The 22243-nt window shown below is 69.5% G+C and carries 22 protein-coding genes; 12 read left to right on the forward strand and 10 right to left on the reverse strand.

Annotation, left to right across the window (positions count from 1 at the left end):
* Positions 1-7 precede the first annotated feature (7 nt).
* From cysC to AB0M65_RS14295, 6 genes are read left to right on the forward strand one after another with little or no spacing between them, the layout of a single operon-like run.
* Positions 8-556, forward strand: a complete 549-nt coding sequence (gene cysC / locus AB0M65_RS14270; protein ID WP_364026674.1) for an adenylyl-sulfate kinase — start codon at positions 8-10, stop codon at positions 554-556.
* A complete protein-coding gene (cysD, locus tag AB0M65_RS14275; protein ID WP_364026677.1) occupies positions 553-1467 on the forward strand; it encodes a sulfate adenylyltransferase subunit CysD in 915 nt (304 codons plus the stop codon). The genes cysC and cysD overlap by 4 nt, the downstream gene beginning before the upstream one ends.
* Positions 1467-2750 (forward strand): GTP-binding protein, encoded by a 1284-nt coding sequence (locus tag AB0M65_RS14280; protein ID WP_364026680.1) that lies wholly within the window; start codon positions 1467-1469, stop codon positions 2748-2750. The genes cysD and AB0M65_RS14280 overlap by 1 nt, the downstream gene beginning before the upstream one ends.
* Positions 2743-4107, forward strand: coding sequence for an FAD/NAD(P)-binding protein (locus AB0M65_RS14285; RefSeq protein ID WP_364026682.1), 1365 nt, complete (start codon positions 2743-2745; stop codon positions 4105-4107). The genes AB0M65_RS14280 and AB0M65_RS14285 overlap by 8 nt, the downstream gene beginning before the upstream one ends.
* On the forward strand, positions 4104-5678 hold the full coding sequence (locus AB0M65_RS14290) for an aldehyde dehydrogenase family protein (RefSeq protein WP_364026685.1): 1575 nt from the start codon (positions 4104-4106) through the stop codon (positions 5676-5678). The genes AB0M65_RS14285 and AB0M65_RS14290 overlap by 4 nt, the downstream gene beginning before the upstream one ends.
* Positions 5675-6133, forward strand: coding sequence for an SRPBCC family protein (locus tag AB0M65_RS14295; protein WP_364026688.1), 459 nt, complete (start codon positions 5675-5677; stop codon positions 6131-6133). The genes AB0M65_RS14290 and AB0M65_RS14295 overlap by 4 nt, the downstream gene beginning before the upstream one ends.
* Before the next feature lie 12 nt (positions 6134-6145).
* On the opposite strand, the gene AB0M65_RS14300 is transcribed toward AB0M65_RS14295, so the two are convergent.
* From AB0M65_RS14300 to AB0M65_RS14340, 9 genes are all read right to left on the reverse strand, one after another.
* Positions 6146-6520 (reverse strand): 4'-phosphopantetheinyl transferase superfamily protein, encoded by a 375-nt coding sequence (locus AB0M65_RS14300; RefSeq protein WP_364026691.1) that lies wholly within the window; start codon positions 6518-6520, stop codon positions 6146-6148.
* A 4-nt stretch (positions 6521-6524) separates the two neighbouring features.
* On the reverse strand, positions 6525-7319 hold the full coding sequence (locus AB0M65_RS14305) for a hypothetical protein (protein WP_364026694.1): 795 nt from the start codon (positions 7317-7319) through the stop codon (positions 6525-6527).
* Positions 7316-7585: a phosphopantetheine-binding protein gene (locus tag AB0M65_RS14310; RefSeq protein ID WP_364026697.1), complete on the reverse strand. Its 270-nt coding sequence runs from the start codon at positions 7583-7585 to the stop codon at positions 7316-7318. The genes AB0M65_RS14305 and AB0M65_RS14310 overlap by 4 nt, the downstream gene beginning before the upstream one ends.
* Positions 7582-8541, reverse strand: a complete 960-nt coding sequence (locus tag AB0M65_RS14315) for a ketoacyl-ACP synthase III family protein (protein ID WP_364026700.1) — start codon at positions 8539-8541, stop codon at positions 7582-7584. Before AB0M65_RS14315 ends, AB0M65_RS14310 begins: the two co-directional genes overlap by 4 nt.
* Positions 8541-9365: an SAM-dependent methyltransferase gene (locus AB0M65_RS14320; protein ID WP_364026703.1), complete on the reverse strand. Its 825-nt coding sequence runs from the start codon at positions 9363-9365 to the stop codon at positions 8541-8543. Before AB0M65_RS14320 ends, AB0M65_RS14315 begins: the two co-directional genes overlap by 1 nt.
* Positions 9365-9613 carry an acyl carrier protein gene (locus tag AB0M65_RS14325; protein WP_364026706.1) on the reverse strand — a complete coding sequence of 83 codons (249 nt, stop codon included), beginning with the start codon at positions 9611-9613 and terminating at the stop codon, positions 9365-9367. The genes AB0M65_RS14320 and AB0M65_RS14325 overlap by 1 nt, the downstream gene beginning before the upstream one ends.
* Positions 9614-9746: 133 nt before the next feature.
* On the reverse strand, positions 9747-10130 hold the full coding sequence (gene acpS, locus AB0M65_RS14330; RefSeq protein WP_364026709.1) for a holo-ACP synthase: 384 nt from the start codon (positions 10128-10130) through the stop codon (positions 9747-9749).
* A 3-nt stretch (positions 10131-10133) separates the two neighbouring features.
* Positions 10134-10976: a hypothetical protein gene (locus AB0M65_RS14335; RefSeq protein ID WP_364026712.1), complete on the reverse strand. Its 843-nt coding sequence runs from the start codon at positions 10974-10976 to the stop codon at positions 10134-10136.
* Positions 10973-11857 carry a diiron oxygenase gene (locus AB0M65_RS14340; RefSeq protein WP_364026714.1) on the reverse strand — a complete coding sequence of 295 codons (885 nt, stop codon included), beginning with the start codon at positions 11855-11857 and terminating at the stop codon, positions 10973-10975. Before AB0M65_RS14340 ends, AB0M65_RS14335 begins: the two co-directional genes overlap by 4 nt.
* Positions 11858-12159: 302 nt before the next feature.
* Here AB0M65_RS14340 and AB0M65_RS14345 point away from each other — a divergent pair, with 302 nt between their 5' ends.
* Positions 12160-12525, forward strand: coding sequence for a 4'-phosphopantetheinyl transferase superfamily protein (locus AB0M65_RS14345; RefSeq protein WP_364026717.1), 366 nt, complete (start codon positions 12160-12162; stop codon positions 12523-12525).
* A gap of 37 nt (positions 12526-12562) precedes the next feature.
* On the opposite strand, the gene AB0M65_RS14350 is transcribed toward AB0M65_RS14345, so the two are convergent.
* Complete coding sequence (locus AB0M65_RS14350; protein ID WP_364026720.1) at positions 12563-15793, reverse strand: BTAD domain-containing putative transcriptional regulator; 3231 nt, start codon at positions 15791-15793, stop codon at positions 12563-12565.
* A 169-nt stretch (positions 15794-15962) separates the two neighbouring features.
* Here AB0M65_RS14350 and AB0M65_RS14355 point away from each other — a divergent pair, with 169 nt between their 5' ends.
* From AB0M65_RS14355 to AB0M65_RS14375, 5 genes are all read left to right on the forward strand, one after another.
* Positions 15963-16604, forward strand: a complete 642-nt coding sequence (locus AB0M65_RS14355; RefSeq protein ID WP_364026723.1) for a LuxR C-terminal-related transcriptional regulator — start codon at positions 15963-15965, stop codon at positions 16602-16604.
* Between the two features lie 187 nt (positions 16605-16791).
* Positions 16792-18486, forward strand: coding sequence for a hypothetical protein (locus AB0M65_RS14360; protein ID WP_364026726.1), 1695 nt, complete (start codon positions 16792-16794; stop codon positions 18484-18486).
* Positions 18483-19277: a protein phosphatase 2C domain-containing protein gene (locus AB0M65_RS14365; RefSeq protein WP_364026729.1), complete on the forward strand. Its 795-nt coding sequence runs from the start codon at positions 18483-18485 to the stop codon at positions 19275-19277. The genes AB0M65_RS14360 and AB0M65_RS14365 overlap by 4 nt, the downstream gene beginning before the upstream one ends.
* Positions 19274-20995 (forward strand): condensation domain-containing protein, encoded by a 1722-nt coding sequence (locus AB0M65_RS14370; protein ID WP_364026732.1) that lies wholly within the window; start codon positions 19274-19276, stop codon positions 20993-20995. The genes AB0M65_RS14365 and AB0M65_RS14370 overlap by 4 nt, the downstream gene beginning before the upstream one ends.
* Entirely contained in the window at positions 20992-22230 is a 1239-nt protein-coding gene (locus AB0M65_RS14375; protein WP_364026735.1) for an MFS transporter, read from the forward strand. Before AB0M65_RS14370 ends, AB0M65_RS14375 begins: the two co-directional genes overlap by 4 nt.
* Positions 22231-22243 lie beyond the last annotated feature (13 nt).

A 22243-nucleotide genomic window follows, 5' to 3' on the forward strand; every position in this document is an offset into this window, starting at 1 on the left:
GAGTCCCATGACCACCACGCTGTGGTTGACCGGACTACCCAGTTCCGGCAAGTCGACCCTCGGCGAGAAGCTCGCCGAACGCCATCGCGGCCATCGCCGGGTCGAACATCTCGACGGTGATGTCATCCGGCGGGAGTTGTTCCCCGAACTCGGTTTCGAACGGGAGGACCGGATGGAGAACATCCGGCGGATCGGCAAACTCGCCTCGATGCTCGCGTCCCAGGACGTGCTCGTCGTGGTCTCGGTGATCGCCCCGTTCCGGACCGCGCGGGCCGAGGTCCGTGCCGAACACGAGGGCCGGGGCCTGAACTTCGTCGAAGTCCATGTCCACGCCCCCATCGACGTCTGCGTGCAGCGTGACGTCAAGGGCTTGTACGCCAAGGCGGAACGCGGCGAGGTCGCCGGGCTCACCGGCTTCAGCGACATCTACGAAGCGCCGTCGAGCCCCGAAGTCCGCGTCGACACGTCCGACTGCGACGTCGAAGAGGGCCTGCGGATGATCGAGCGGGCCTTGGATCGATGCGAACGAGAGCAGCAGGAGGCGATTCTCCGATGAGCGCGCCCACCACGGACCGGGTCGGGGCCGGGATCGCCGCGCTGGAGGCCGAGGCGATCCACGTCCTGCGCGAGGTCGCCGGCGAATTCGACCGGCCCGCGCTGCTGTTCTCCGGCGGCAAGGATTCCACGGTGCTGGTCCACCTGGCGATCCGCGCCTTCGCCCCGATCACCCCGCCCTTCACCCTCGTCCACGTCGACACCGGGCACAACTTCCCCGAGGTACTGACCTTCCGCGACGAACTCGTCGAGCAGTACGGCCTGCGGTTACACGTCGCGGCTGTCCAGGACTGGATCGACTCGGACGCCGTCCAGGAACGCCCGGACGGGCTGCGCAACCCACTGCAGACCGTGCCGCTGCTGGACACCATCGCGGATCAGGGGTTCGACGCCGTGATCGGCGGAGGCCGCCGCGACGAGGAGCGGTCACGGGCGAAGGAGCGGGTCTTCAGCATCCGTGACTCCTTCGGCCGCTGGGACCCCAAACGCCAGCGTGTCGAACTGTGGAACCTCTACAACGGCAGGCACAAATCCGGTGAGCACGTCCGGGTCTTCCCCATCTCCAACTGGACCGAACTGGACGTCTGGCGCTACATCGAACAGCTGGGGATCGGGCTGCCCGGCCTGTACTTCGCCCATCGCCGCCAGGTGCACAAACGCGACGGCATGTGGCTGACGCCCGGCCCATGGGGCGGCCCGGCGGACGACGAGGAACTGGTCGAACGGCTGGTGCGCTACCGGACCGTCGGCGACGGTTCCTGCACCGGCGCGGTCGAATCCGAGGCGGACACCGTCGCCGGGATCATCGACGAGATCAAGGCCAGCAGGCTCACCGAACGCGGCGCCAGCCGCGCGGACGACCGGATTTCCGAAGCGGCCATGGAAGACCGCAAACGGGAGGGTTACTTCTGATGACTTCCGATCTGTTGCGGCTGGTGACCGCGGGCAGTGTCGACGACGGGAAATCGACGCTCGTCGGCAGGCTGCTCTACGACACCAAGTCCGTGCTCAGCGACCAGCTCGACGCGGTGCTGCGCAGCAGTGCCGAACGCGGCCTGACCGATCCCGACCTGTCGCTGCTGGTCGACGGTTTGCGGGCGGAACGCGAACAAGGCATCACCATCGACGTCGCGTACCGCTACTTCGCGACGCCAGGGCGGACCTTCGTGCTCGCCGACACACCGGGACACGTGCAGTACCTGCGCAACACCGTCACCGGCGCCTCGACGGCGGATCACGCGGTGCTGCTCACCGACGCGCGGATGGGTGTTCTGCCGCAGACTCGCCGGCATCTCGCGGTGATGGCGATGCTCGGCGTCCCCGGCATCACACTCGCGGTGAACAAACTGGACCTCGTCGGCTTCGACGAGGGTGTCCACGAGGCGATCCGCGCGGAGTTCCTCGCGCACGCGATCTCCTTGGGGTACAGCGAAGAGCAGATCACCACGATCCCCATTTCCGCGCTGGCCGGGGACAACGTCGTGACCGCGTCGGACCGGACGCCGTGGTACGACGGGCCCACGCTGCTGGCTCACCTCGAACAGGTCACCCCGGACCAGCGCGGCTGCGACGTCGGGTTCCGGATGCCCGTGCAGTACGTGCTGCGTGACGGCGACCAGGGTTACCGCGGTTACGCGGGCCAGGTGGCGGCGGGCCGGATCCGGCCAGGCGAGGAGGTGGTGGTCCTGCCCGAAGGCACGGTGACCAGCGTCGCCGCCGTCGACACCCCGGACGGGCGGGTCGACGAGGCCCCGGCCGGTACCCCGGTGACCCTGGTGCTGGCCGACGACCTCGACATCTCCCGCGGTGACCTCATCGCGGAAGCAGCCCGCCGTCCCGAGGTGACACAGGAGGTCGACGCGACGATCTGCTGGCTCGCGGGCACCCCGCTGCGGCCCGGCGCACGCGCCCTGCTCAAGCACGGCACGCGGACCACGTCCTGCGTCGTCCCCGAACTGCTCTCCCGGTTCGACGAACAAAAGCTGTCCACAGAGGACGCTCCGGAGGAGCTGGTGCTCAACGAGATGGGGCAGGTCCGGGTCCGGGTGGCGGATTCACTGCCCGCGGACGAGTACACCGACTGCGCGGCCACGGGTTCGTTCCTGCTGATCGATCCGCGGGACGGTGACACGCTGGCCGCCGGGATGCTCGGCGACGCACTCTCGGCGGTGACCACCGGGGCCGGGGATGACTGAACCGGTGCGAGTCGCGGTGATCGGGGTCGGCGCCAGCGGCGCGCTGGCCGCCGTGCACCTGCTCCGCGCGGTGATCGACCGCGGTCGCGGCCTGCACCTCGTCCTCGTCGACCGCGGCGGCGAGTTCGGACCCGGCTTGGCCTACCGGACCACCGATCCCGAGCATCTGCTCAACACGCCGGCGGGAAAGATGAGCGCCTTCCACGACGATCCCGGCCACTTCGTCCGCTGGAGCCGGGCACGGGGCCGCGAGGCCGAGGACGGCACCTTCCTGCCTCGCGGGGATTACGGGCGCTACCTGACCGAAACGCTGGTGGCCGAAGAGAAACGGGCCGACGGCGTCGCCACGGTCGAACGGATCACCGCGACCGCCGTCGGGCTGAAACCAGGCGAGGGAGTGACCGTCGAATTGGACGGGCCCGCGCCGATCCTGGCGGACACCGTCGTGCTGGCTCCCGGTGCCGGACACGGTGACCCGCTGGCGGCCCTGCTCCCCGCCGGGTCGGACCGCTACGTGGCCGACCCGTGGCGGGGCCCCGGCCCGGCAGCGGCCGCCGACGGGTCGCCGGTGCTGGTCCTCGGCACCGGACTGTCCATGATGGACATCGCCGTTTCGGTCACCCGCACGCATCCGGACACGGTGGTGCACGCCGTGTCGCGGCATGGCCTGCTGCCCCGGCCGCACCGGAGCGGGCCGCCGCCGGAGGTCGCGTCCGTACCGGAGCCGCCGGAACGCGCGGGTTCGGTACGCGACCTGCTCGGGTACGCCCGTCGTTGCCTGGCACAGGAGCCGGAGCACTGGCGCGAGTTCGTCGACAGGCTGCGCCCACACACCGCGCGCCTGTGGCGCCAGCTCGAACCCGGCGAACGGCGGCGGTTCCTGGACCGGGTCAACCGGTTCTGGGACGTGCACCGCCATCGCGCCGCCCCGGCGACCCACCACCGGACGCGGGAACTGCTGCGTTCCGGACGGCTTCGGCTCCATCGCGGCCGGGTCGAGCGGGTGCGGCCCACCGCGGCGGGATTCGACGTCGGTCTCGCGACCCCGGCGGGCCACCGGGAGATCCCGGTCGGCTGGCTGGTCAACGCCACCGGTTTCCGGACCGGCGACGGCGACCCGCTGCTGCGTCGGCTGTTCACCGACGGCACCGCCCGGCCCGATCAGGTCGGGCTGGGGATGGCCACCGGCCGGGACGGGCGTGTCCTCGGCGGGCACGACGGGCGTATCTACACCCTCGGCGCGCTTCGCCGGGGCGAAGAATTCGAAAGCACCGCGGTCCCCGAGATCCGAAGCCAGGCGGCGGCCATCGCCGAGGCGACGGTCGGGACCCGCGAGGAAGAGGTGACACGGCGATGAGCGAGATCCTGAGGTATCCGGCCTACATCGGCGGCGAGGACGTCGAACATCCCGAGGGCCGCTACGTGCACACCGTCACCGCCAGAGCCGTCCTGGAGGACACTTTCGGCGCGCTGGCACTGAAACGCGACCTCGACACCGGGCGGGCCGATCCGCGTTCGGCGGGCCCGTCCGTCGTGGGTGCCTGTGCGCTGGCGGACGACGCGATGGCGCACCGGGCCGTGGAAGCGGCGGCGCGGGCCGCGCCAGACTGGGCCCGCGTCCCACTGCGCGACCGGGTCGCGGTGGGTGTCCGGATCGGGGAGCGGCTGCGGGAAAAGCGTGACGACCTCGTCGATCTGCTGGTGGCCGAAGGGCAGCCGCGGGCACTCGCGGGTCCGACGCTCGACGAGTACTGGTACGCCGACTTCAGCGCGGAGACGCTGAACTGGTGTGCCGGGCAGATGGAGTCGTCGCGGCATACGGACAACCGGCACGCGACGGTCCGCCGCGTACCCGACGGCGTCGTCTGCGTGAACCCGCCGCAGAACGCGTCGACACCCAACGCGCTCTTCGGGGTCACCGCGTTGATCGCGGGAAACGCGGTCGTGGTCCGCGCGCCCCGCGGTGTCCCGCTGGCGACCACGCATACGCTCCGCGAGGTGGTCGTTCCCGTACTGGAAGAGGCGGGCGCGCCACCCGGCGTCCTCAATATCCTTTGTGGACCGCCGATGACCGGTCTCTGGCTGGACAGTCCGCACGTCGACGACATCGTCTACGTCGGCGGCAGCGCCAAGGGATTCGACTTCGAACGGGCCGCGGTCACGGCAGGCAAGAAGCCGATCCTCGAATTGGCGGGCAACGACTGCTGTGTGGTGTGGCGTGACGCCGACCTCGACAGTGCCGTGGCGTCCATCACCGAGAACTTCCGCCAATCCGGGCAGATCTGCAACATCCCCAACCAGGTCGTCGCCCATCCCGCCATCGCGGACGAACTGCTCGACCGGCTCACCGACGTGGCCGCGCGGACCAAACCCGGTTACCCCGACGACCCGGACACCGTGCTCACGCCGGTGCTGATGGCCGAGGCCCATTTCGCCGACATCGCCGACGCCGTCGGCAAGGGCGCCCGGCTCCTGCATGGCGGGCGACGGCTCGAAGTCGACGGCAAGCCGTCCGACACCGGGCTGTTCGTCGAACCGGCGGTACTTCGCGTGGACGGGCTCCGGACCGCCCGGGAAACCCGCGCCGTCCGCGAGGAGACCTTTTCGCCGTTGGTGCCCGTGGTCGTCCCGGAACCCGGCGACAACGACGACGCGATGCTCGACGACGTACTGCGGTTCGTCGGCGAAAACGCCTACGGGCTGCGGAATTCCTTCTGGGCGCGGGACGAGCGGGTGGTGCGGAAGATCGCCGCCGAGGTCACGAACTGCGGTGTCGTCAACATCAACGACTCGCATTCCGCGTTCCGGCCGTTCCTGCCGACCCACGGCGGCACCGGCCTGACCGGCGGCACGTTCGGCGAAGCCAACTACTTGATGCTGCGGACGACCAGGCTGCAAGGCGTCAACATCGTCGGAGGCCGGAAATGACGGAATACGCGATCACCCTGTCCACCACCCGGCCCCCGGACGAGGTCTTCGGACTCCTTCGCGAACAGGAGCGCTTCCCCGACTTCTCCGCGGACATCCTCGCCGTGGAAGCGGCCGGGAAAGACCTCCACAAGTACGTGCTCGCGTTTCGGGAGGGTGTCGCCCGCTGGACCCAGTCGGCCGAAATCGGCCCGCGCCACCTCGGCTTCGAACAGACCGACGGCGACTTCGTGTCCTTCGGCGGATCGTGGTCGGTCTCCGGTGAACCGGGCGGCAGCTCCGTGACCTACCGGGTGACGTTCCGGACCAGCGTTCCCCAGCTGGCGGGCGCGATCGACCCGATGATCGCCCGCGTCCTCCTGCGGGCCGCCGCCGACGTGGTGACCGGTCTCGCCGGGCCCGCGGAGATCCTCACTGGGGGCGAGGCGCTCCGCGACCCCGTGTGGCCCCAGTGAGGACGGCGGGTGTCACGCCCGCAGCGCGAGCGCGACCGCCAGGACCAGGTCGGCCTTATGGGTGATCGACACCTGGACCTCCACCACCCCGAGTGCGGCGGCACCCTCGGCCGCCGCACCGGTGAGCACCACCAGCGCCTCTCCGGAACCTGCCCGTTCGACGGCGATCTGGCGTGGCGCGACACCGCCGGCGAAACCGGTGCCGATCGCCTTCGCGACGGCTTCCTTCGCGGCGAACCGGCCGGCCAGGAACTCCCGGCGCCGATCGGGGCCGAATCCGGCCGCGGTGGCGAGTTCGGACTCGGCATAGACGTAGGCACGAAACCACGGCCGTGCCAGCAACCGGTCCAGCTCGCCGACATGCAGCAGGTCGGCCCCGATCCGCATCGGCCTACCCCGCCGGGAAGGTGAAGGCCGCGGTGTGACCGCGTCCGGTCAGCGGATCGGTGTCGCAGAGCACGACCTTCCGGTAGGTCTCCTGCCACACCTGCCAGTTCTCCGCCAGCGCCAGCCACACGCTGGTGCAGTACGAGCCCGGTCCGACCCGATGGTCGTCACCGGTCCCGGCGCCTTCCTCGACCCAGGGGCCGAGGACCACGAGCGTGCCGGGCTCCCGGTGAGGTTCGAGCAACCCGGCCACCGAACCGCCGGAAGACACCGACACCAGGCGTGGCCCCGGCCCGGCACCGAGCACCAGCGCGACGCCGGAATCGATCAGCCCGCCGTCGTCCACCAGCGGATGCGGGGTCGGGAGCGTCGTCTGCTCCAGTACCGCGACGACCGCCTCCCGCACTCGCCCCGACCGCTGATACGCCGACACGATGCGCAATGCGGTGAACGGCGCCGCCAATCCCTGCTGTGCCACGGAGAACGTGGTCGCCGTGGCATCGAGCCGGTCCGCCAGATACGGCGCCACCGCGGTGAACGGCAGGACGTCCGGCAGCGCGTGGGTCACGATGATCAGCTGAGGACGGCTCGCACGCACGTCTTCGGCTTCCAGCAGCCGGTCGGCCAGCGCCTTATGCGAGACGTGTGCACCGCGCTGCCAGCGTTCTTCGTCCACTTTGGACCCGAACGGTTCGACGAGATCCGCGAGGAACCGCGAGACCGCCGCGTCCTCCCGGTACCCGGGCCCCGGCGGTGAGATCACCGCGCTCGCGGCGCGCAGGGCCAGTTCGCCGTTCATGACACTCCTTCCCCGATGGCCTGCCTTGCCTCGACGTAGTCGGCGAACGACCGGACCGTGCGGAGATGATCGATGTCGAGATCGTCCGGATCCACCGTGATACCGACGGCCATCTCCACCAGCATCAGCAGTTCCAGCACCTTCGACGAGTCCAGCCGCAGGTCGTCGAACAGCCGGATGTCCTCGGTCAGCCCGGTGACCTCCCGCTCCAGGACGTCGCCGAGCGCGTCCCCGATCGCCGACACCACCTCGTCGCGGCCCGTCACGTCCCGCTCCCCCGCGTCCGATGGGTGATCACCATGGCGCCGAAGGTCGCGCCGAGGCCGACCGTGACGAGGACGTAGCGGGCGCCGTCGACGAGCCTGCCGGTCTCCCGCAAGGTCGTGTAGTTCAGGAACACGTCCGACGAGAAGCAGTGGCTGAGCTTGGGGATGTTCTCCAGGAAGAACTTCTCCGCCGGTGCGTCCAGTGCCTTCACCGTCTGCCGCCAGGCGAGGGCGTTGACGTTGTGCGGGATCACCAGATCGATGTCGTCGAACGCGTAGCCCGCCTCGGCCACCGCCTCCAGGATCACCTCGGCCAGCCGCGAGCCGTAGAGCCGGCCGAATTCGGTGTTCTGCTCCGGTGTCAGCGCCAGCCATTCGGCGTACTGCCCCAGTGTCTTCGTGACGAAGGAGTGCACGACGTCACCGTCGCCGTCCACCGTCAGCAGGCACGCCGAAGCCGCGTCCGCCATGATCGCGGTGTTGGGGATCAGCTGCACGATCGGTGAGAACGCCCGCTCGCCGGTCACCATCAGCGCATAACCGCCGGTTTCACCCTCCGCCCGCAACAGTTCCGCCGCGACGTCGATGGCGCCGAGACTGCTCACGCACGCCTGATGGGACAACGCGAACGCCTCGACGTCCACCAGGCCCAGCCGCTTGACGAGCTCCTGTGCGATGTCGACGTCGGCCGGCGCGAGCGCCTGGGTCGTATGCGCGAACACCAGCCGGTCGATCCGGCGACCGGCAGGCAACGCCGCCAGTGCCCGCTTCGCCGCGGGCAGCAACAGGTCGAACAGGTCCATCCCGGGATCGAACCGGAGCGTGTCGAGCCCGTAGAACTTCCGGAAGACGCCGAGTTCCGGACGACGCAGCCCGAGGTGCTCGCCGAGCTCTTCGATGCGGACGCTGCGCTCGGGTACGAACGATTCGACGCGTTCCAGCGTGGTCGCGCCCATCAGCCCTCCAAATACTCGGCCCGCAGCAGCCAGAGCCGGTTGGCACCGCGTCGTTCCGGTGGCTGGACCTCGTACGGCCAGCGACCCTCACCCGCGCCGGGCTGGCCTGGCTCCTTGATCTCGTCGACCTTCCAGCCGTGGGCCAGCAGGAACTCCTCCGGTTTGTCGGTGCCGAAGATCCACGGCGTCCCGTCGTCGGCCAGCCGGTCGAGGAACGGCTTCGAGAACGGGCTGCGCAGCAGGGCGCGGCCGAGGATGTCGAGCGCCAGTCGGCTTCCCGATGCCGACACCGAACCCAGCGTCTCCAGCAGGCCACCCGCCTGCTCCTCGGTCAGGAAGAAGGTCAGTGCCTCGGCAACCCACAACGTCGGGCGGGTCGGGTCGAAGCCCACCTTTTCCAGTTCCGGCAGCCATTCCCCGGTCAGATCGGCGGGGACCACCCGGCGATCGACCCGCGGCTCCGCACCCAGTTCGGTCAGCCGCCGCTGCTTCTCCACCAGCAACGGCTCGTGATCCACCTCGAAGACGACGGTGTCTTCCGGCCATTCCAGCCGGAACGCCCTGGTGTCCATCCCGGCCGCGATCAGCACGACCTGCCGGATACCGGGATCCGACCGCAGTTCGCCGATCGCGTCGTCGAGGAACCTGGTCCGGATACTGATGAAGGGCAGCAGCCCGCCACCGGCGTACCGCTCGATCAGCCGGAACCCGTCCGGTGCCGCGAGTGCGCTCGCCAGCGGGTCGGTGAACAACGCGTCGTCGCGTTCGGATTCGAGCGAGCGGGCCGCCGCCATCCACTGCGCGGTATAGGAAACGGCGTGCATCAGTGGACTCCCGCCCTGGCGAAGAACGCCTTCTCGATGGCCGACAGGGTCTTGAAGTCCGCGATGTCGATATTGTCGAAATCGACCTCGGCACCGCTCGCGTCCTCGATCACGTAGACCAGTTCGACGAACGACAGCGAGTCGACCAGCCTGCTCTCGATCAGATCCTCCTCGAACGTCAGCTCGCCGCGTTCCGGATGCCTGCCGAGAATCCAGTCACTGACCTTTTCGATACCAGGGGCGGGCATGTCTTCTCCTTCGGGGTGATCTTGGTGGGTTGGTTCCGTCTTAGTGGTTGGTTTCGGAAGTCCTTCGTGGGTATCGGCGGATCCAGGTTTCCGCTGGGCCGTCGAGACCCGAAGGACTTCCGAAACCGACCACTTAGTCCGCGGCGGACACCGCGACCGCGATGGCGTACGCGTCGTCGTGGGTGATGCTGATTTCGATCTCGCCGAGCCCGGCTTCCTCGGCGAGCCGCGCGGCCCGCCCGGTGAGCCGGACGATCGGCCAGCCGCCTTCGCTCTTGAGCACTTCGGTCGAAAGCCACGGCACGGGCTGCCCGCCGACATGGAAGAGTTTGAACACCGCTTCCTTGGCGGCCAGCCGTCCCGCGATCCCGGCAAGGTCCGGACCGTCCGGAGTGGACGAACTCAGCAGTTCGGCGGGTGAGAGCATGCGCCGCAGCGCGGGTTCCGTGTCCTGGCCGACGAGTTCACGTACCCGGCTGAGCGGGACGACGTCGATACCGATCCGTCTCGCGGGCACTCCTCACCCGGCCCGGCCGGTCGCCGACCGCACGGCGGCCAATGCCGCCTGGAGGTCACCGTGGTGTACCTCGGTCAGCACGGCGAGCCAGCGCTCCAGGCCGAACGCCACGCAACTGGTGTACGCGAACTCCTTGCCGTCGCCGAACCGGATGTCGCACCGTTCGCCGAAGAAGTTCCGGTGGGTGTTGACCGAAGCGATGGCGAGGGTTCCGTGCTGGAACTCGTATTTGACCGGGCTCAGCCGCTGCAGGAGGGCGCGGGCGCCGTCGTTCTGGAAGAACGGGTCGATCGCGGCCTCCTTCTCCAGTCCGAGTCCGAGCTCGCCGGAGAACGCGAGAATTCGTTCGGTGAAGCGGGAAACCACTTCCTGGGTATGCTCGAACGAGCCGAGCGCGACGATCTCCCGCATCTGGAAGCTCGCCAGCCGCCGCAGTCCGCTGTAGTGGTCTTCACTGCGGAAGCAGCGGTTGACGAGCGTCACCGTCTCCGCTTCGGAGACCCGCGTGCCCTCGTAGAAAAGGTAAGCCCCATAACAGGTCGCGTGCGGCAGACCGTAGCGGCCGTCCCGCAGGTCGCCGCCGGCGAACCGCCCGTCGACGGGCTTTCCCTCACCGGCGGACAGGTCCAGCGGCCCGGCCACGAACGCCAAATGCGGGAAGTTCGCGTAGACGTCGAACTTCTCCAGATCGGAGACAGGATACAGCGGCGGCGGGCTGATTTCCCGCGCCCCGGCGGCACCGGCCCAGTCGCGGAAGGTCCGGTCGAGTTCCTGGACGAGGGCCGTCTCGTCCGGTCCGAGGATCGCGAGCGCCTCCTCGCCGTCCACTCCGGTGGTGCGGGTCATCGCAGGATCCCCGTTCGCTCCAGGTACTTCAAGGTCTTGCGGAACACCTGTTTCTCGGTTTCCGGCCGGGTGGGCGCGTCGAGCAGCGCGCGCCGGAGTTCCAGTGGGTTCTCGATGCCGGCGTCGCGATAGGCCTGTGGGTTGTACAGCGACTCGAAACTGTAGGAGAGGTAGCGGCGGAGATAGGCCGAGACCTCGGCCAGTTCCTCTTCGGTCGCCGTCTTTTTGAGATCCCCGTACAGATGCTCCACCAGTTCCCGGCCGAACGCGATATGCCGCGACTCGTCCTGGTGGTGGATACGGTTGATGGCGCGGATCGTCTCGTGCAGCCGCTCGTCCCGCGCCATCTGCGAGTTGTAGTGGTCGACCAGTTCCTCGAAGATCAGGATCCTCGCGAACACCAGCAGACTCTCCACTTTGGCCGAGGACGCGGGTGGGATGGTGACGCCCGCGGCCGGCGCGCGGTAGATCTTCTTGCCGTACCGCAGGCAGAACTCGGCGAAGAACCACATATGCTCGTTCTCCTCACCGATGAAGTGGTGGAAGAACTCCGACGGCGTCTCGAAGCCCGCCGTATGGATACGCGCGACGACCTCGATGAGCAACTCGCGGATCCCGTGCACGTTGAGGCTGTAGAAGTTGATGCTTTCGAAGCGTGACAAGGCGAAGAGCTGATCCTCGCTCAGTGTCGCGGCGAACTCACTGCCGTGGGTGGTGGTGAGCTCGGGGCTCATCCACCACATCCGCTCGGGCAGGCTGTCCGGCCATTCGAACATTTGATAGGGGTTGTAGTAGTCGTCGATCGACTTCGACGAGAGGCGGTCGAGCAGACCGCGAAACCGTTCGTCCGCGTCGATGATGTCACTGATTTCGCTGACCACGACGGTGTTCTCCGTTCTTCCGGGCTGAATTCGACGCTACGGCAAGGAATCCACGCTGTTCAACCATCCACGGCGGTCTGGCCGACTCCGGCCAGCACCCTGGTTTCCCGGCGCGGTGGCGGCATAGGGTGCTCGAGAGTGGCGATTCGGTGCCTCGATACCGGACCGCATCCGGTGACCGTGTGGATTTTGACGCGTTGGATGATCCGAAATCCACCCAGTCCCGCACGACAGTCCCCCTCAAGAGAACACGACCCACTCGACCGGACGGCCGGAGCGAGTTGCGAAGGGACCGGGAACGTATGACCACGCTCGTCGGAGTGGACACGCTGCGCGTGGCCGAACTCGACCTGCTCGCACGGCGCGGCTGGTTCCTGAAGTTCCTTTTCTCGCAAGAGGAGATCGACGACCTCGCGACGGCGGACAGCGCGTGTCTCGCCTGCCGGTTCGCCGCGAAGGAGGCGGTGCTGAAGGTGCTCAGGACCTGCCTGTCCGGACCGGTTCCACCCGACCGGATCGTGATCCGGTGTCACGGCTCGGGCACGGCGTCGGTGGAGCTGCGCGGCGTCGCGGCCGAACGTGCCAAAGAACTCGGCATCGACCGGGTGGACGTCTCCATCTCCTGCGACCGGGGGCTCGTCATCGCGGTCGCGCTGGGAACGGCCTGACCTCAGTGGTCGGTTTCAGAAGTCCTTAACCAACCACTCAGGTGGCGAGCAGGTTCGCCACCCGGAACCGTTCGACCGAACCGCAGTCGGCGAGGATGGCGTGTGCCTTCCGCAGAAGTCCTTTTCCGGCAACGGGATCCCGTTTCACGGTGACCTCGCCGAGGACGGCGAGCGCGTGTCCCTCGCCGATCCGGTTGCCGGTGCCGCGATGCAGGGTCAGCGCCCGCTCGGCGCATTCGGCCGCCCGCGCCCGGTCACCGAGGCCCAGCCGGGCGCAGGCCAGCACCGTCTGCGCACGGGCCGCGAGCAGCCGGAAATCCCGCCGTGCGGCCAGTTCCGCGGCCGCGCCGGCGTGGGTGACGGCGTCGTCGAGCCGTCCGCCACGACGGCACACCTCGGCCAGTGCCAGCAGGCTGACTATCTCCGCGCGGGTGTAGTGGATCTCGTGGGCGAGTTCGACCGCCTGCCCGGCCAGTATTTCGGGGGTCGCGGACAGTTCGGTTCGCCCGCCGAGTTCGGCCAGCGCCGCGAGCGCGTTCGCCTCCGCCCGGCGATCACCCGTCTCCCGTGCCAGTTCCAGCATCGCCTCCGCGTGCTCGGCCGCTTCAGCGAATTCCCCGGTCTCGGCGCATAACGCGGCCAGTGTGCCCAGCGCGGTCGTCTCGCCGTAGCGACCGCCGTTCTCCCGGTGCAGGGAAACGCCTTTCGACAGCGACTCCCGCGCCTCGGTCAACCTGCCGAGGTCGAGGTACACCTCGCCGAGTGTCGTATGCACGTGTGCGGCGCCGGTGCGATTGCCGGTACGTTCGGCGAGTGCGAGGGCCTCGGCCAGCCGCTGGGCGGCTTCCCTCGGCTTGCCCAGTTCCCGCAGCAGCGTCCCGATGTTGTGCAGATTGGCCGAAAGCCCCGCCTCCCAGCCCATCCGGCTGTTCAGCTCGATCGCGCGGTCGAGTTCGGCGACAGCCTCGTCGAGGGCACCCAGCTCCCAGTGGACCCCGGCGAGATTGCCGCGTGCGGCGGCTTCCGCCTCCGGCCACCGTTCGGCGGCCGCCAGCTCCAGTGCCCTGGTGTAGTGCTTGATGGCGGCCGTGTAGTCGCCCAGAGCGCGCGACACCTGCGCGAGGCTCTGCAGGGCGGCGATCCTGCCGCGCGAGGCACCGTCCACGACGGCCGCGGCCAGTCCCGCTCTCGCGACGGCGATCCAGTCCACGGAATGCCTCCTGAGCCAGAAGAACCCGCGAAGGGCGTCCGCCAGCAGCCACACCACCCGGTGCGGGCCCTGCGCGGCGGCGTCGTGGACGATGGCCACGAGATCGGCACGTTCCGCTTCGAGCCACTCCAGTGCTTTGGCGTCGTCATCGAAGACGACGCCGGTCTCGCCGAATTCGGCGGCCTCCCGAAGCCGGAGGATCTGCGGCGTGATGCGCGCGGCCGCGGCGGTCACCGTCGCGAGATACCAGCCGAACAGCCGTCGCCGCGCCGCGTCACGTTCGCCCGCGTCGTCCTCGGCTCGCGCGCGTTCGGTCGCGTACAGCCGGAGCAGGTCATGGGTTTGGTACCGGCCGTCGGCACCCCGGGCGATCAGGTGGGCGCGCTCCAGTTCGGCGAGGGCCCGTGACGTGCTCGCCTGGTCACGCCCGCCGAGCACCTCGATCGTCCGCGTGGTGAAATCCGGCACCCGGACCACGCCGAGCGACCGGAACAAGCCGCGGGCGGCCGGGCTGAGCCGCCGGTACGAGAGCGCGAACGCGGCGCGGACCGCCGTCGACGGATCGCTGTCGATCCCGAGCCGGTCAAGGCGGTCGGCCCGCAGGAGGCCGTCGGCGACGGCGCCGATGGGCCGGTCCCGGCCGGTGCCGATGTCCGCGGCCGCGATCCGCAACGCGAGCGGCAGGCCGGCGCACAACCGGACCAGCTTCGCCGCCGCCGAGCGCTCCTCCTTGACCCGCTGCGTGCCGGCGATCCTGGCGAGCAGGGTGAGGCCCTCGTCCTCGCTCAACAGGTCCAGCCGGACGGCGCCGGCGTCGTGCAGGGCGACCAGCCCCGGCAGTTCCTGCCTGCCGGTCACCACGACGAGACTGCCGGGACGGCCGGGCAGCAGCGGCCGCACCTGCTCGGCCGTGCCGACGTTGTCGAGCACCACGAGCATCCGCTTGCCCGCGAGCTCGGAGCGGTAGAGCGCGGCCAGTTCGTCGGGATCCACCGGTATCCGTTCGGGTGGGACGCCGAGTGAGCGCAGCAGCCTGACCAGCGCTTCGGCCGCCGTCACCGCGGCCGACCGCGCGTAGCCGTACATGTTCAAGTAGAGCTGGCCGTCGGGGAACCGGTTGAGTGCGCCGTGCGCCCATTGCAGTGCCAGCGCGGTCTTCCCCACGCCCGCGGTACCGCTGAGCACCACCACCGGCGCGCCGCCGGCGACCAGTGCGTCGATCCGCCGCAGCTGCCCGGTACGGCCGGTGAACGTCGGCACCGCGGCGGGCAGCTGCCGCGGCCCGGTGGAGACCGGTGGTTCGGCGGCGGGCAGGTCGAGTGCCGGGTCGGTGCGCAGAATGGCCTGTGCGAGCGCGGTCAGCTCCACGCCCGGTTCGAGACCGAGTTCGCCGGTGAGCAGGGCCCGTGCCCGGCGGTAGACCTTGAGTGCCTCGGCCTGGCGCCGCGACCGGTAGAGCGCGAGCATGAGCTGGGCCTGGAAATGTTCCCGCAGCGGATGTTCCGCGACCAGTTCGGCGAGTTCCGCGACGACGTCGGCGTGCCTGCCGAGCGCCAGATCGGCGTCGAAGCGCTGGGCCAGCAGGACCAGCCGTCGTTCCGCCAAACGGTCCGCCTCGACCTGGAGTGCGCTGCTGCTGTCCGCCAGCCCGGCGAACGGCTGGCCCTGCCACATCGCGAGCGCCTGCCGCGCGAGACCGCCGGCGACGACCGCGTCCCCCCGTTCGTGCGCCACGCGGACCTGATCAGCGAGGTCTTCGAATCGCCGCACGTCCAATTCGCCAGGACGCACCACCAGCAGGTAGCCGGGGCTGCGGTGCACCACGCGCTCCGGATCCGCCAGCGCGCGGCGGAGCTGGAGCACGTAAAGCTGGAGGTTCTTCGTCGCGGTGCGTGGCGGGCGGCCCGCCCACAGGCCGTCGACCAGCGCACTCACCGAAACCACTTCACCCGCGCGATTGAGCAGCAGCGCGAGCAGACGACGGACTTTCGGCGCGCCCAGATCCAGTTCGACATTTTTGTCGCGGACGCCGAGCGACCCGAGAATCGTGAACTCCATAGACCCCCCGCTCACTTCTCCGGGAATAATCGCGAAGTGGCCGCGACTTCCCGATTCAGTGGTCCATACCAAATTTATACCGGCTCTCCGCATGCTTCGGAACAGCAATTCAACTGGCGGGAAAACAAAGCAAGACCGTCTACGACGAGCACGCCGGGGGGCAAGGTCAGTGTCTGCGTCATCCGCTCTGAACCCGACCGACGGGGCGAGCCTGTCCACCGTACTCGACCTGGTTTCCACCGCAAGGCGTGAAGTGCTGACCACCGCGACCGGTGGTTCGCCGTGGTTTGGCGGGACCGTCACCGAGGCCGCGCGCCGCGGTGCCTTCCCACCGCACGTCCGCGTGCGGCTACTGTGCACGACACCGGCGGAACACGCCCGCGGTGAGATCACCGAGGCGGTGCGGCACGGGCTCCGCGTCAAGGTTACCGATCGGGCGATCGAAGAATCCCTTTTGATAGACCGCAGACTGGCGCTGGTCCCTTCGGGTGGTGGCGGCGCCAAGGGCTTGCTCATGGTGACCACGCCGACGTTGATCTCCGCACTCGCCGACTCCTTCGATCCGCGCTGGGCGGAGGCGACCCCCTGGGAACTGACGTCGGCAAGGCCGGACGAGTTCGAACAGGCGATCCTGCGCTGCCTCGTCGACGGGTTGACCGACGACGCGGTCGCGAACCGGCTCGGCGTGTCCGCGAGAACCGTTCGGCGGTACGTGAACGTGCTCATGGCCAGGGTCGGGGCGCGAAGCCGGTTCGAACTCGGATTCCGGGCGGCGGAATGCGGCTGGCTTCCGGGCGACGCTGTCGGCTGAAGCGGCTGTCCGGTTCCGGCCGCATTCTTCTGTCCATTGTGGATTGATCATTCCGGGCATGGCCGATCAGGGCCCGTTTCGCCGCTCAGAGAGTCCGCTTTCGGCCAACTTCTGGTGGTGCCGGAGGGCGCGGACCTAGATTCCGTTCTGGACCGTCTCGAATTCATGTCCTGATTGGACCAGTCACGTGACCACTCCGATTTCACGCCACGACACAGTGCTCACCGGTGCCGTCATGACCCATCCCCGACGGCCGGGACTCGAGGGCCGCCTGCTGGCCGCCGCGCCTGCCGGAGCGCTGCGGCCGGTCACCGATCCGGATCCGGCCGGACCGCCGACCGCCCTGCGCACCGCGATCCGGGCCTGGTCCGCGATCGCCGAAGGCACCACCCATCACCTGGTACTCCAGGACGACGCCGTGCTCGCCGACGGCTTCTTCGACCACGCCCTGTCGGCCGTCGCGGCCGCGCCCCACGCCGGAATCGCCTTCTACACCAACTGGAACTCCCGCAACGGCGCCGCCGTCCGGCTCGCCGCGCTTGCCGGGGCGAGCTGGGTCACCGCGACGCAGGAGTACACCCCCACCGTCGCGCTGGCACTGCCCGCCCAGATCGCCGCCGGCTTCGCGGACTTCGCCAAAGCACACGGTTCGACCTGGCCCGACGACGTCGTCATGTCCCGGTACCTGCGCGCGGCCGGGGTACCGGTGCTGCTGGCCGCGCCGAATCTCGTCGAGCACGCGGACGAACCCAGCGTGCTGCGCAACGATTCCCACGGCTCGCGGCGCTCGGCGTGCTTCGCCGTCCCGCCCGGCGACGACTGGTCGCTCGGCTCTGGCCCGCTCGATCCCGCCGTGATCCCGTTCTTCAAACACGGGATCGCCCAGTGCGTCGTCCGTGAGGGCGGAAGACGGGTGACCATCGACGCCGAGCGGTATTTCGGCCGGGCGGGGCTGGATTTCGACGCCTGCCAGAAACAACGGTTCGAAGTCACCGGGTCGGCGTTCCAGCCGCTCGCCGCGTTGGACCGGCATCTCGGCGAAGACGCCATCGAAGGACTCTGGACCACGGCTTACCTTCTCGGCGCGCTCGGTCGCGGACGACGGCTCGACCGGGTCGGTTCCCTCGCACTGGGCACGATCGGCGCGGGCGGGGTGTGCACCACCGTCGGCGCTTCCACGCTCCGGACCCTGCGGCCCGCGCTGGCCGAATTAGCCCGGCTCGGCCACGAGGCCGGTACCCAGGCCCGGCGTTCGCCAACGCGACGGCGGGAACGCGTCCTCGTCACCGGCGCCCATCGCCCGCTCGGCCGGGAGATCGCACGTCATCTGGCCGATCGCGGCTACGACATCGTGGCCGGGTCCGACGTCGACGCCGTGGTCCACGTCGTCGAACCCGGTTCCGCCCTGCCGCCCGTGACGGCGCGGCACGTCGTCCAGGTCTGCCCTCCCGGCGCCCCCGTTCCCGCCGCCGCGCCGGGAACCAGCGTCCTGCGGACCGGCTCACCCTACGGTCCCGGTATCGAGGGCTATTCCGTGCTGGAGACGTTCACCCGGCAAGCCCTGCTGGCACAACCGATCGAGGCGGGCGTACCAGCGGAGGCGACTCACCGGCCCGCCTACATCCGTGACATCGCGCTGGCCGTGCACCACCTCCTGCACCAGCCCGTGCCGCGGCGGACCGTCGCGACGCCTTCACCGTTGACCAGCCAGGAACTGGCCGACGCGGTCGCCCGCACCGTCCGGCGGGTGCCGGTCAGCTGGCCGCCGCCGTCGCCCGGCCCGGCCGCCCCACCCCTGGTCGCCGACGAACCGGCGACGGAACTCGATCAAGGCATCCGCGCACTGGCCCAGTGGCTCGCCTACGAAAAGGAAGAAGCATGAAAGTCGATCGTCTTTCCCAGCCCGGTGACGGCCTGGTCAACGAGGATCTGGCGCTGTCGGGGAGCCGTCACGCGCTGGTCATCGACGGCGCGACAGCGGAACCGGGCGCGGAAACCGGCTGTGTGCACGACGTCCGCTGGCTGGTGGCGCGGCTCGGCACCGCCCTGGACCGGCTCCTCGTCGAACGTCCCGCCGAAGACCTGCGTGCCATCCTCCGCGAGGCCATCGAGTCGGTCCGCGACGCCCACGCCGCCACCTGCGATCTCGGCAATCCCTGTGGCCCGACCGCCACCGTGGCGATCCTGCGTGAACGCGACGGCCTGGCCGACTACCTGGTGCTCAGCGACGCGGCCGTGGTGCTCGAACGGCTCGACGGCACCGTCGAAGCCGTCATCGACGACCGGATCGACCGGCTCCTGCACCTGTCATGGCAGGAGGTCCGGCCGCTGCGCAACGCGCCGGGCGGGTTCTGGGTCGCGGGCAGTGATCCGGCCGCCGCCGACCAGGCTCGCACCGGCACCGTGGAACTCTCGCGGCTGCGTCGCGCGGCGCTCCTCACCGACGGCGCGTACCGGCTCGTCGAACGCTACGGGTGGACCTGGACCCAGCTGCTCGACGTCGCCGAACTCGACGGCCCGGCCGCCGTCGTCGGCGAGACCCGCCGCGCCGAACTCCGCACCACGCGCGGCCGCTTCGCCGGGAAGCACCACGACGACGCGACCGTCGCCTTCTGCCGGTTCGAAACCACCGCCGCCCCACTGACCCGCCCGACCCACGAGGTGACGAAATGACCCGGTTCCAGGTCCGTTTCACCGGCAAGACGGCACGCTCCGGTCCGCTGGCGTTCGGCCACGCGAACATCGTCCGCGCCATCACCCTCGACGACGATCCGACGCGGCTCAACCTCGCCATGGTGTTCGACGTGCCCGGCGCGTCACTGGAGCGGATCGCGGACTGGGTCCGGGTTCTGCTCGAACGCCACGAGTCGCTCCGGACGACGTACTCGTTCGGCGACCGCACACTCCAGCACGTGCTCGCGGAAGGCGAGCTGATGGCCGAGGTCGTCGAGAGCGGCGGCAACACGCTCGAAACGGCAGAAAGCACCGCGCGTGTCCTGCGGTCCCGGGTCTTCGACCTGACCGTGGAACCGCCGCTGCGGCTCGCCGTGGTGACCGAAAACGCCGTCCCGCGCCATCTTGTCTGGGTGGTGAGCCACGCGGCGATGGACGTCGCCACCTGCGAACTCCTGCTCGGCGAGTGGACCGAGCTGACCGCCGGGCGCGCACTGCCCGATGACGACTCACCGCAGCCTCTCGACGTCGTCGAACTCGAGAAGACGCCGGCCGTGCAGCGGCTGGGCCAGGCGGCCACGCGGTACTGGGAGACCAAACTCCGCACCGTTCCGCAGGCGATGTTCCCCTTGCGCGCCACCGGGACCGGCTTCCTCCGGCCGGGGCTGCGGATCCGTTCGCGGGCCGCGATGGGTCATATCGCGACGATCGCCGAACGGACCAGCGCGAGCCCGTCCGCCATCGCCCTCGCCGCGCTCAACGCGCTGATCGCACACTGGACCGCGCAATCCGCGTGCGTGACGACGTCGCTGTCCGGCAACCGGGTGCTCAAGCAGTTGCGCCGCTTCTTCGGTTCGATGGCGCAGGACGCGCTGCTCCCGGTCACCATCCCGGAGACGTTCGACGAACTGGTCCACGCGGTCCGCGCCGCCTCCATGCCCGCGTACCGGCACAGCTGGTTCGAAGCGAACGCCATCTGGGAAGTGATCACCCGGGTCACCGAGGAACGCGGTTTCTCCTTCGCCAGGGATCTGGTTTTTAACGACATGAGCGCGCTGGGCGACACCGCGGTCGGCGAGCCGCCTCGCGCCGCGTACAGCAGGCTGCCGTCGGTGTGGCTGCCGGGCGGGCCGGACGTCGAAGACGATCCCGAAATCGGTGGCAGGCTCGAAATCCTGCCGCAGGAGGACATCCCGACCCGCTTCTTCGGCTGCCTGTACCGCCTCGACACCGAACTGGATCTGACGCTGTGGGTCGACCCCGGCTGTCTCGACACCACCCAGGTGACCGAGTTCGGCCGCGGCCTGCTGGCGTTGCTGCGTGCGGCGGCCGAGACGGACCTTCCGTTGAAGGAACTGCATTCACTCACCACGCTCACACCCATCGAACGCGGAGAAGGCTGGTATCTCTCGGATTCCTGCTGGGTCGAACTGGACGCCGTCCGGGAACTGGTCTCCGGTGTGCTCGGTGACCGGCCCCATCTGGTGACCGCGGAGCCGGACGACGTACTCGGCCACCGGCTGGTGTGCCATCTGACCGGGCCCGCCCACCCCGCGGATTTGCACGCGAAGGTACTGGCCGCGTTGCCGGGACGGCCCACCGCGCTGGCACCGCACCACTACGTGATCTGTGCCGAGCCTCCCGCCGATCCACTTGACCCGGGAGCCTGGGCGGCCACCGCCATCGAAACCGCGAGCGGACGGGAAGTGCCGGCATGAGCCACGACACGGAAACCCTGACCGGAGAGGGAAAGCCGGCCGCCGGACGGCTCTGGTCCGGCAACTTCAAGCTCTACCTCACCGCGCGCAGCGGCTCGATGCTGGGTGACGCGATGCTGCCCGTCGCGCTCTCGATCGCCGTGCTGGCGGCGGGTTACGGCATCGACGGCGTCGGCTACGCCCTCGGCGCGTGGATGGGCGCGCTCGCGTTGTTCATGCTGTTCGGCGGTGTGCTCGCGGACCGGTTCACGCCACGCCGGATGATGATCATCGCGGACCTCGTCCGGCTGGTCGTCCAGGGCGGGATGGCGGTCGCCTTCGTCGTCGGGACACCGTCGCTGCCGACGATCGTCGTGCTGCAGTTCCTCAGCGGCGCGGCCACCGCACTGTTCCAGCCCGGCGTGGCGAGTATGGTCCCGCAGGTCGCGGGCGACGTCCAGGGCGCGAACGGCATCCTGCGGATCTCCGAAGCGATTTCCGGAGTGCTCGGCCCGGCACTCGCCGGGGTGCTGGTCGCCGTCGCCGGAACCGGGACCGTGTTCGGGATCTACGCCGCGACGTACGGCATCAGCGCGATCTGCCTGTTCGCGCTGCGGCTCACCCCGGTTGAGTCCACTGAGGACAGCGAACCGTCCTTCTGGCGTCAACTGGTCGAGGGCTGGCGGGAGTTCGCGGCGCGCCGGTGGCTCTGGGGGGTGATCGCGATCCACTTGGTGTACGGCTGTTTCGTGGCGGGCGTGTCCCTGCCGGTCGGCGCGGAACTGGTCGTCTCGGACTACGGTTCGACCGCGCTGGGCATCGGGATGGCGGCCTTCGGCGCGGGCGGTGTCGCGGGCGGCGCCATCGCGATGCGTGTCCGGCCGGGCCGTCCGCTGCTGTCCGGCGCGATCGGCTGGGCGTTGTTCGCGCTGTACCCGATCACGCCCGCCGTCGGGCTGCCGGTGGCCATGCTCATCGTCGGCTGGGCACTGGCCGGTTTCGGCCTTGCCTACTGGGGCGTCCTGTGGTCCACGACGGTCCAGACGCAGATCCCCGCGGAACTGCTGAACCGGGTCTACGCCTACGACGTCTCCGGTTCCCTGCTCGCGCTGGTGCTGGGCCGCTCGCTCGCCGGTCCGATGGCGAGCCTGCTCGGCGCGCGGCCGCTGATGATCCTCGCGACCATCCTCGGGCTCGTCTGTACCGTGCTGCTGCTCGCGGTCCGTTCGATCAGGGATCTGCGAAGCGCGCCGTGACCACCCCACCCCC

This window comes from Amycolatopsis sp. NPDC051071, assembly GCF_040682875.1.
Taxonomy (GTDB): Bacteria; Actinomycetota; Actinomycetes; order Mycobacteriales; family Pseudonocardiaceae; genus Amycolatopsis.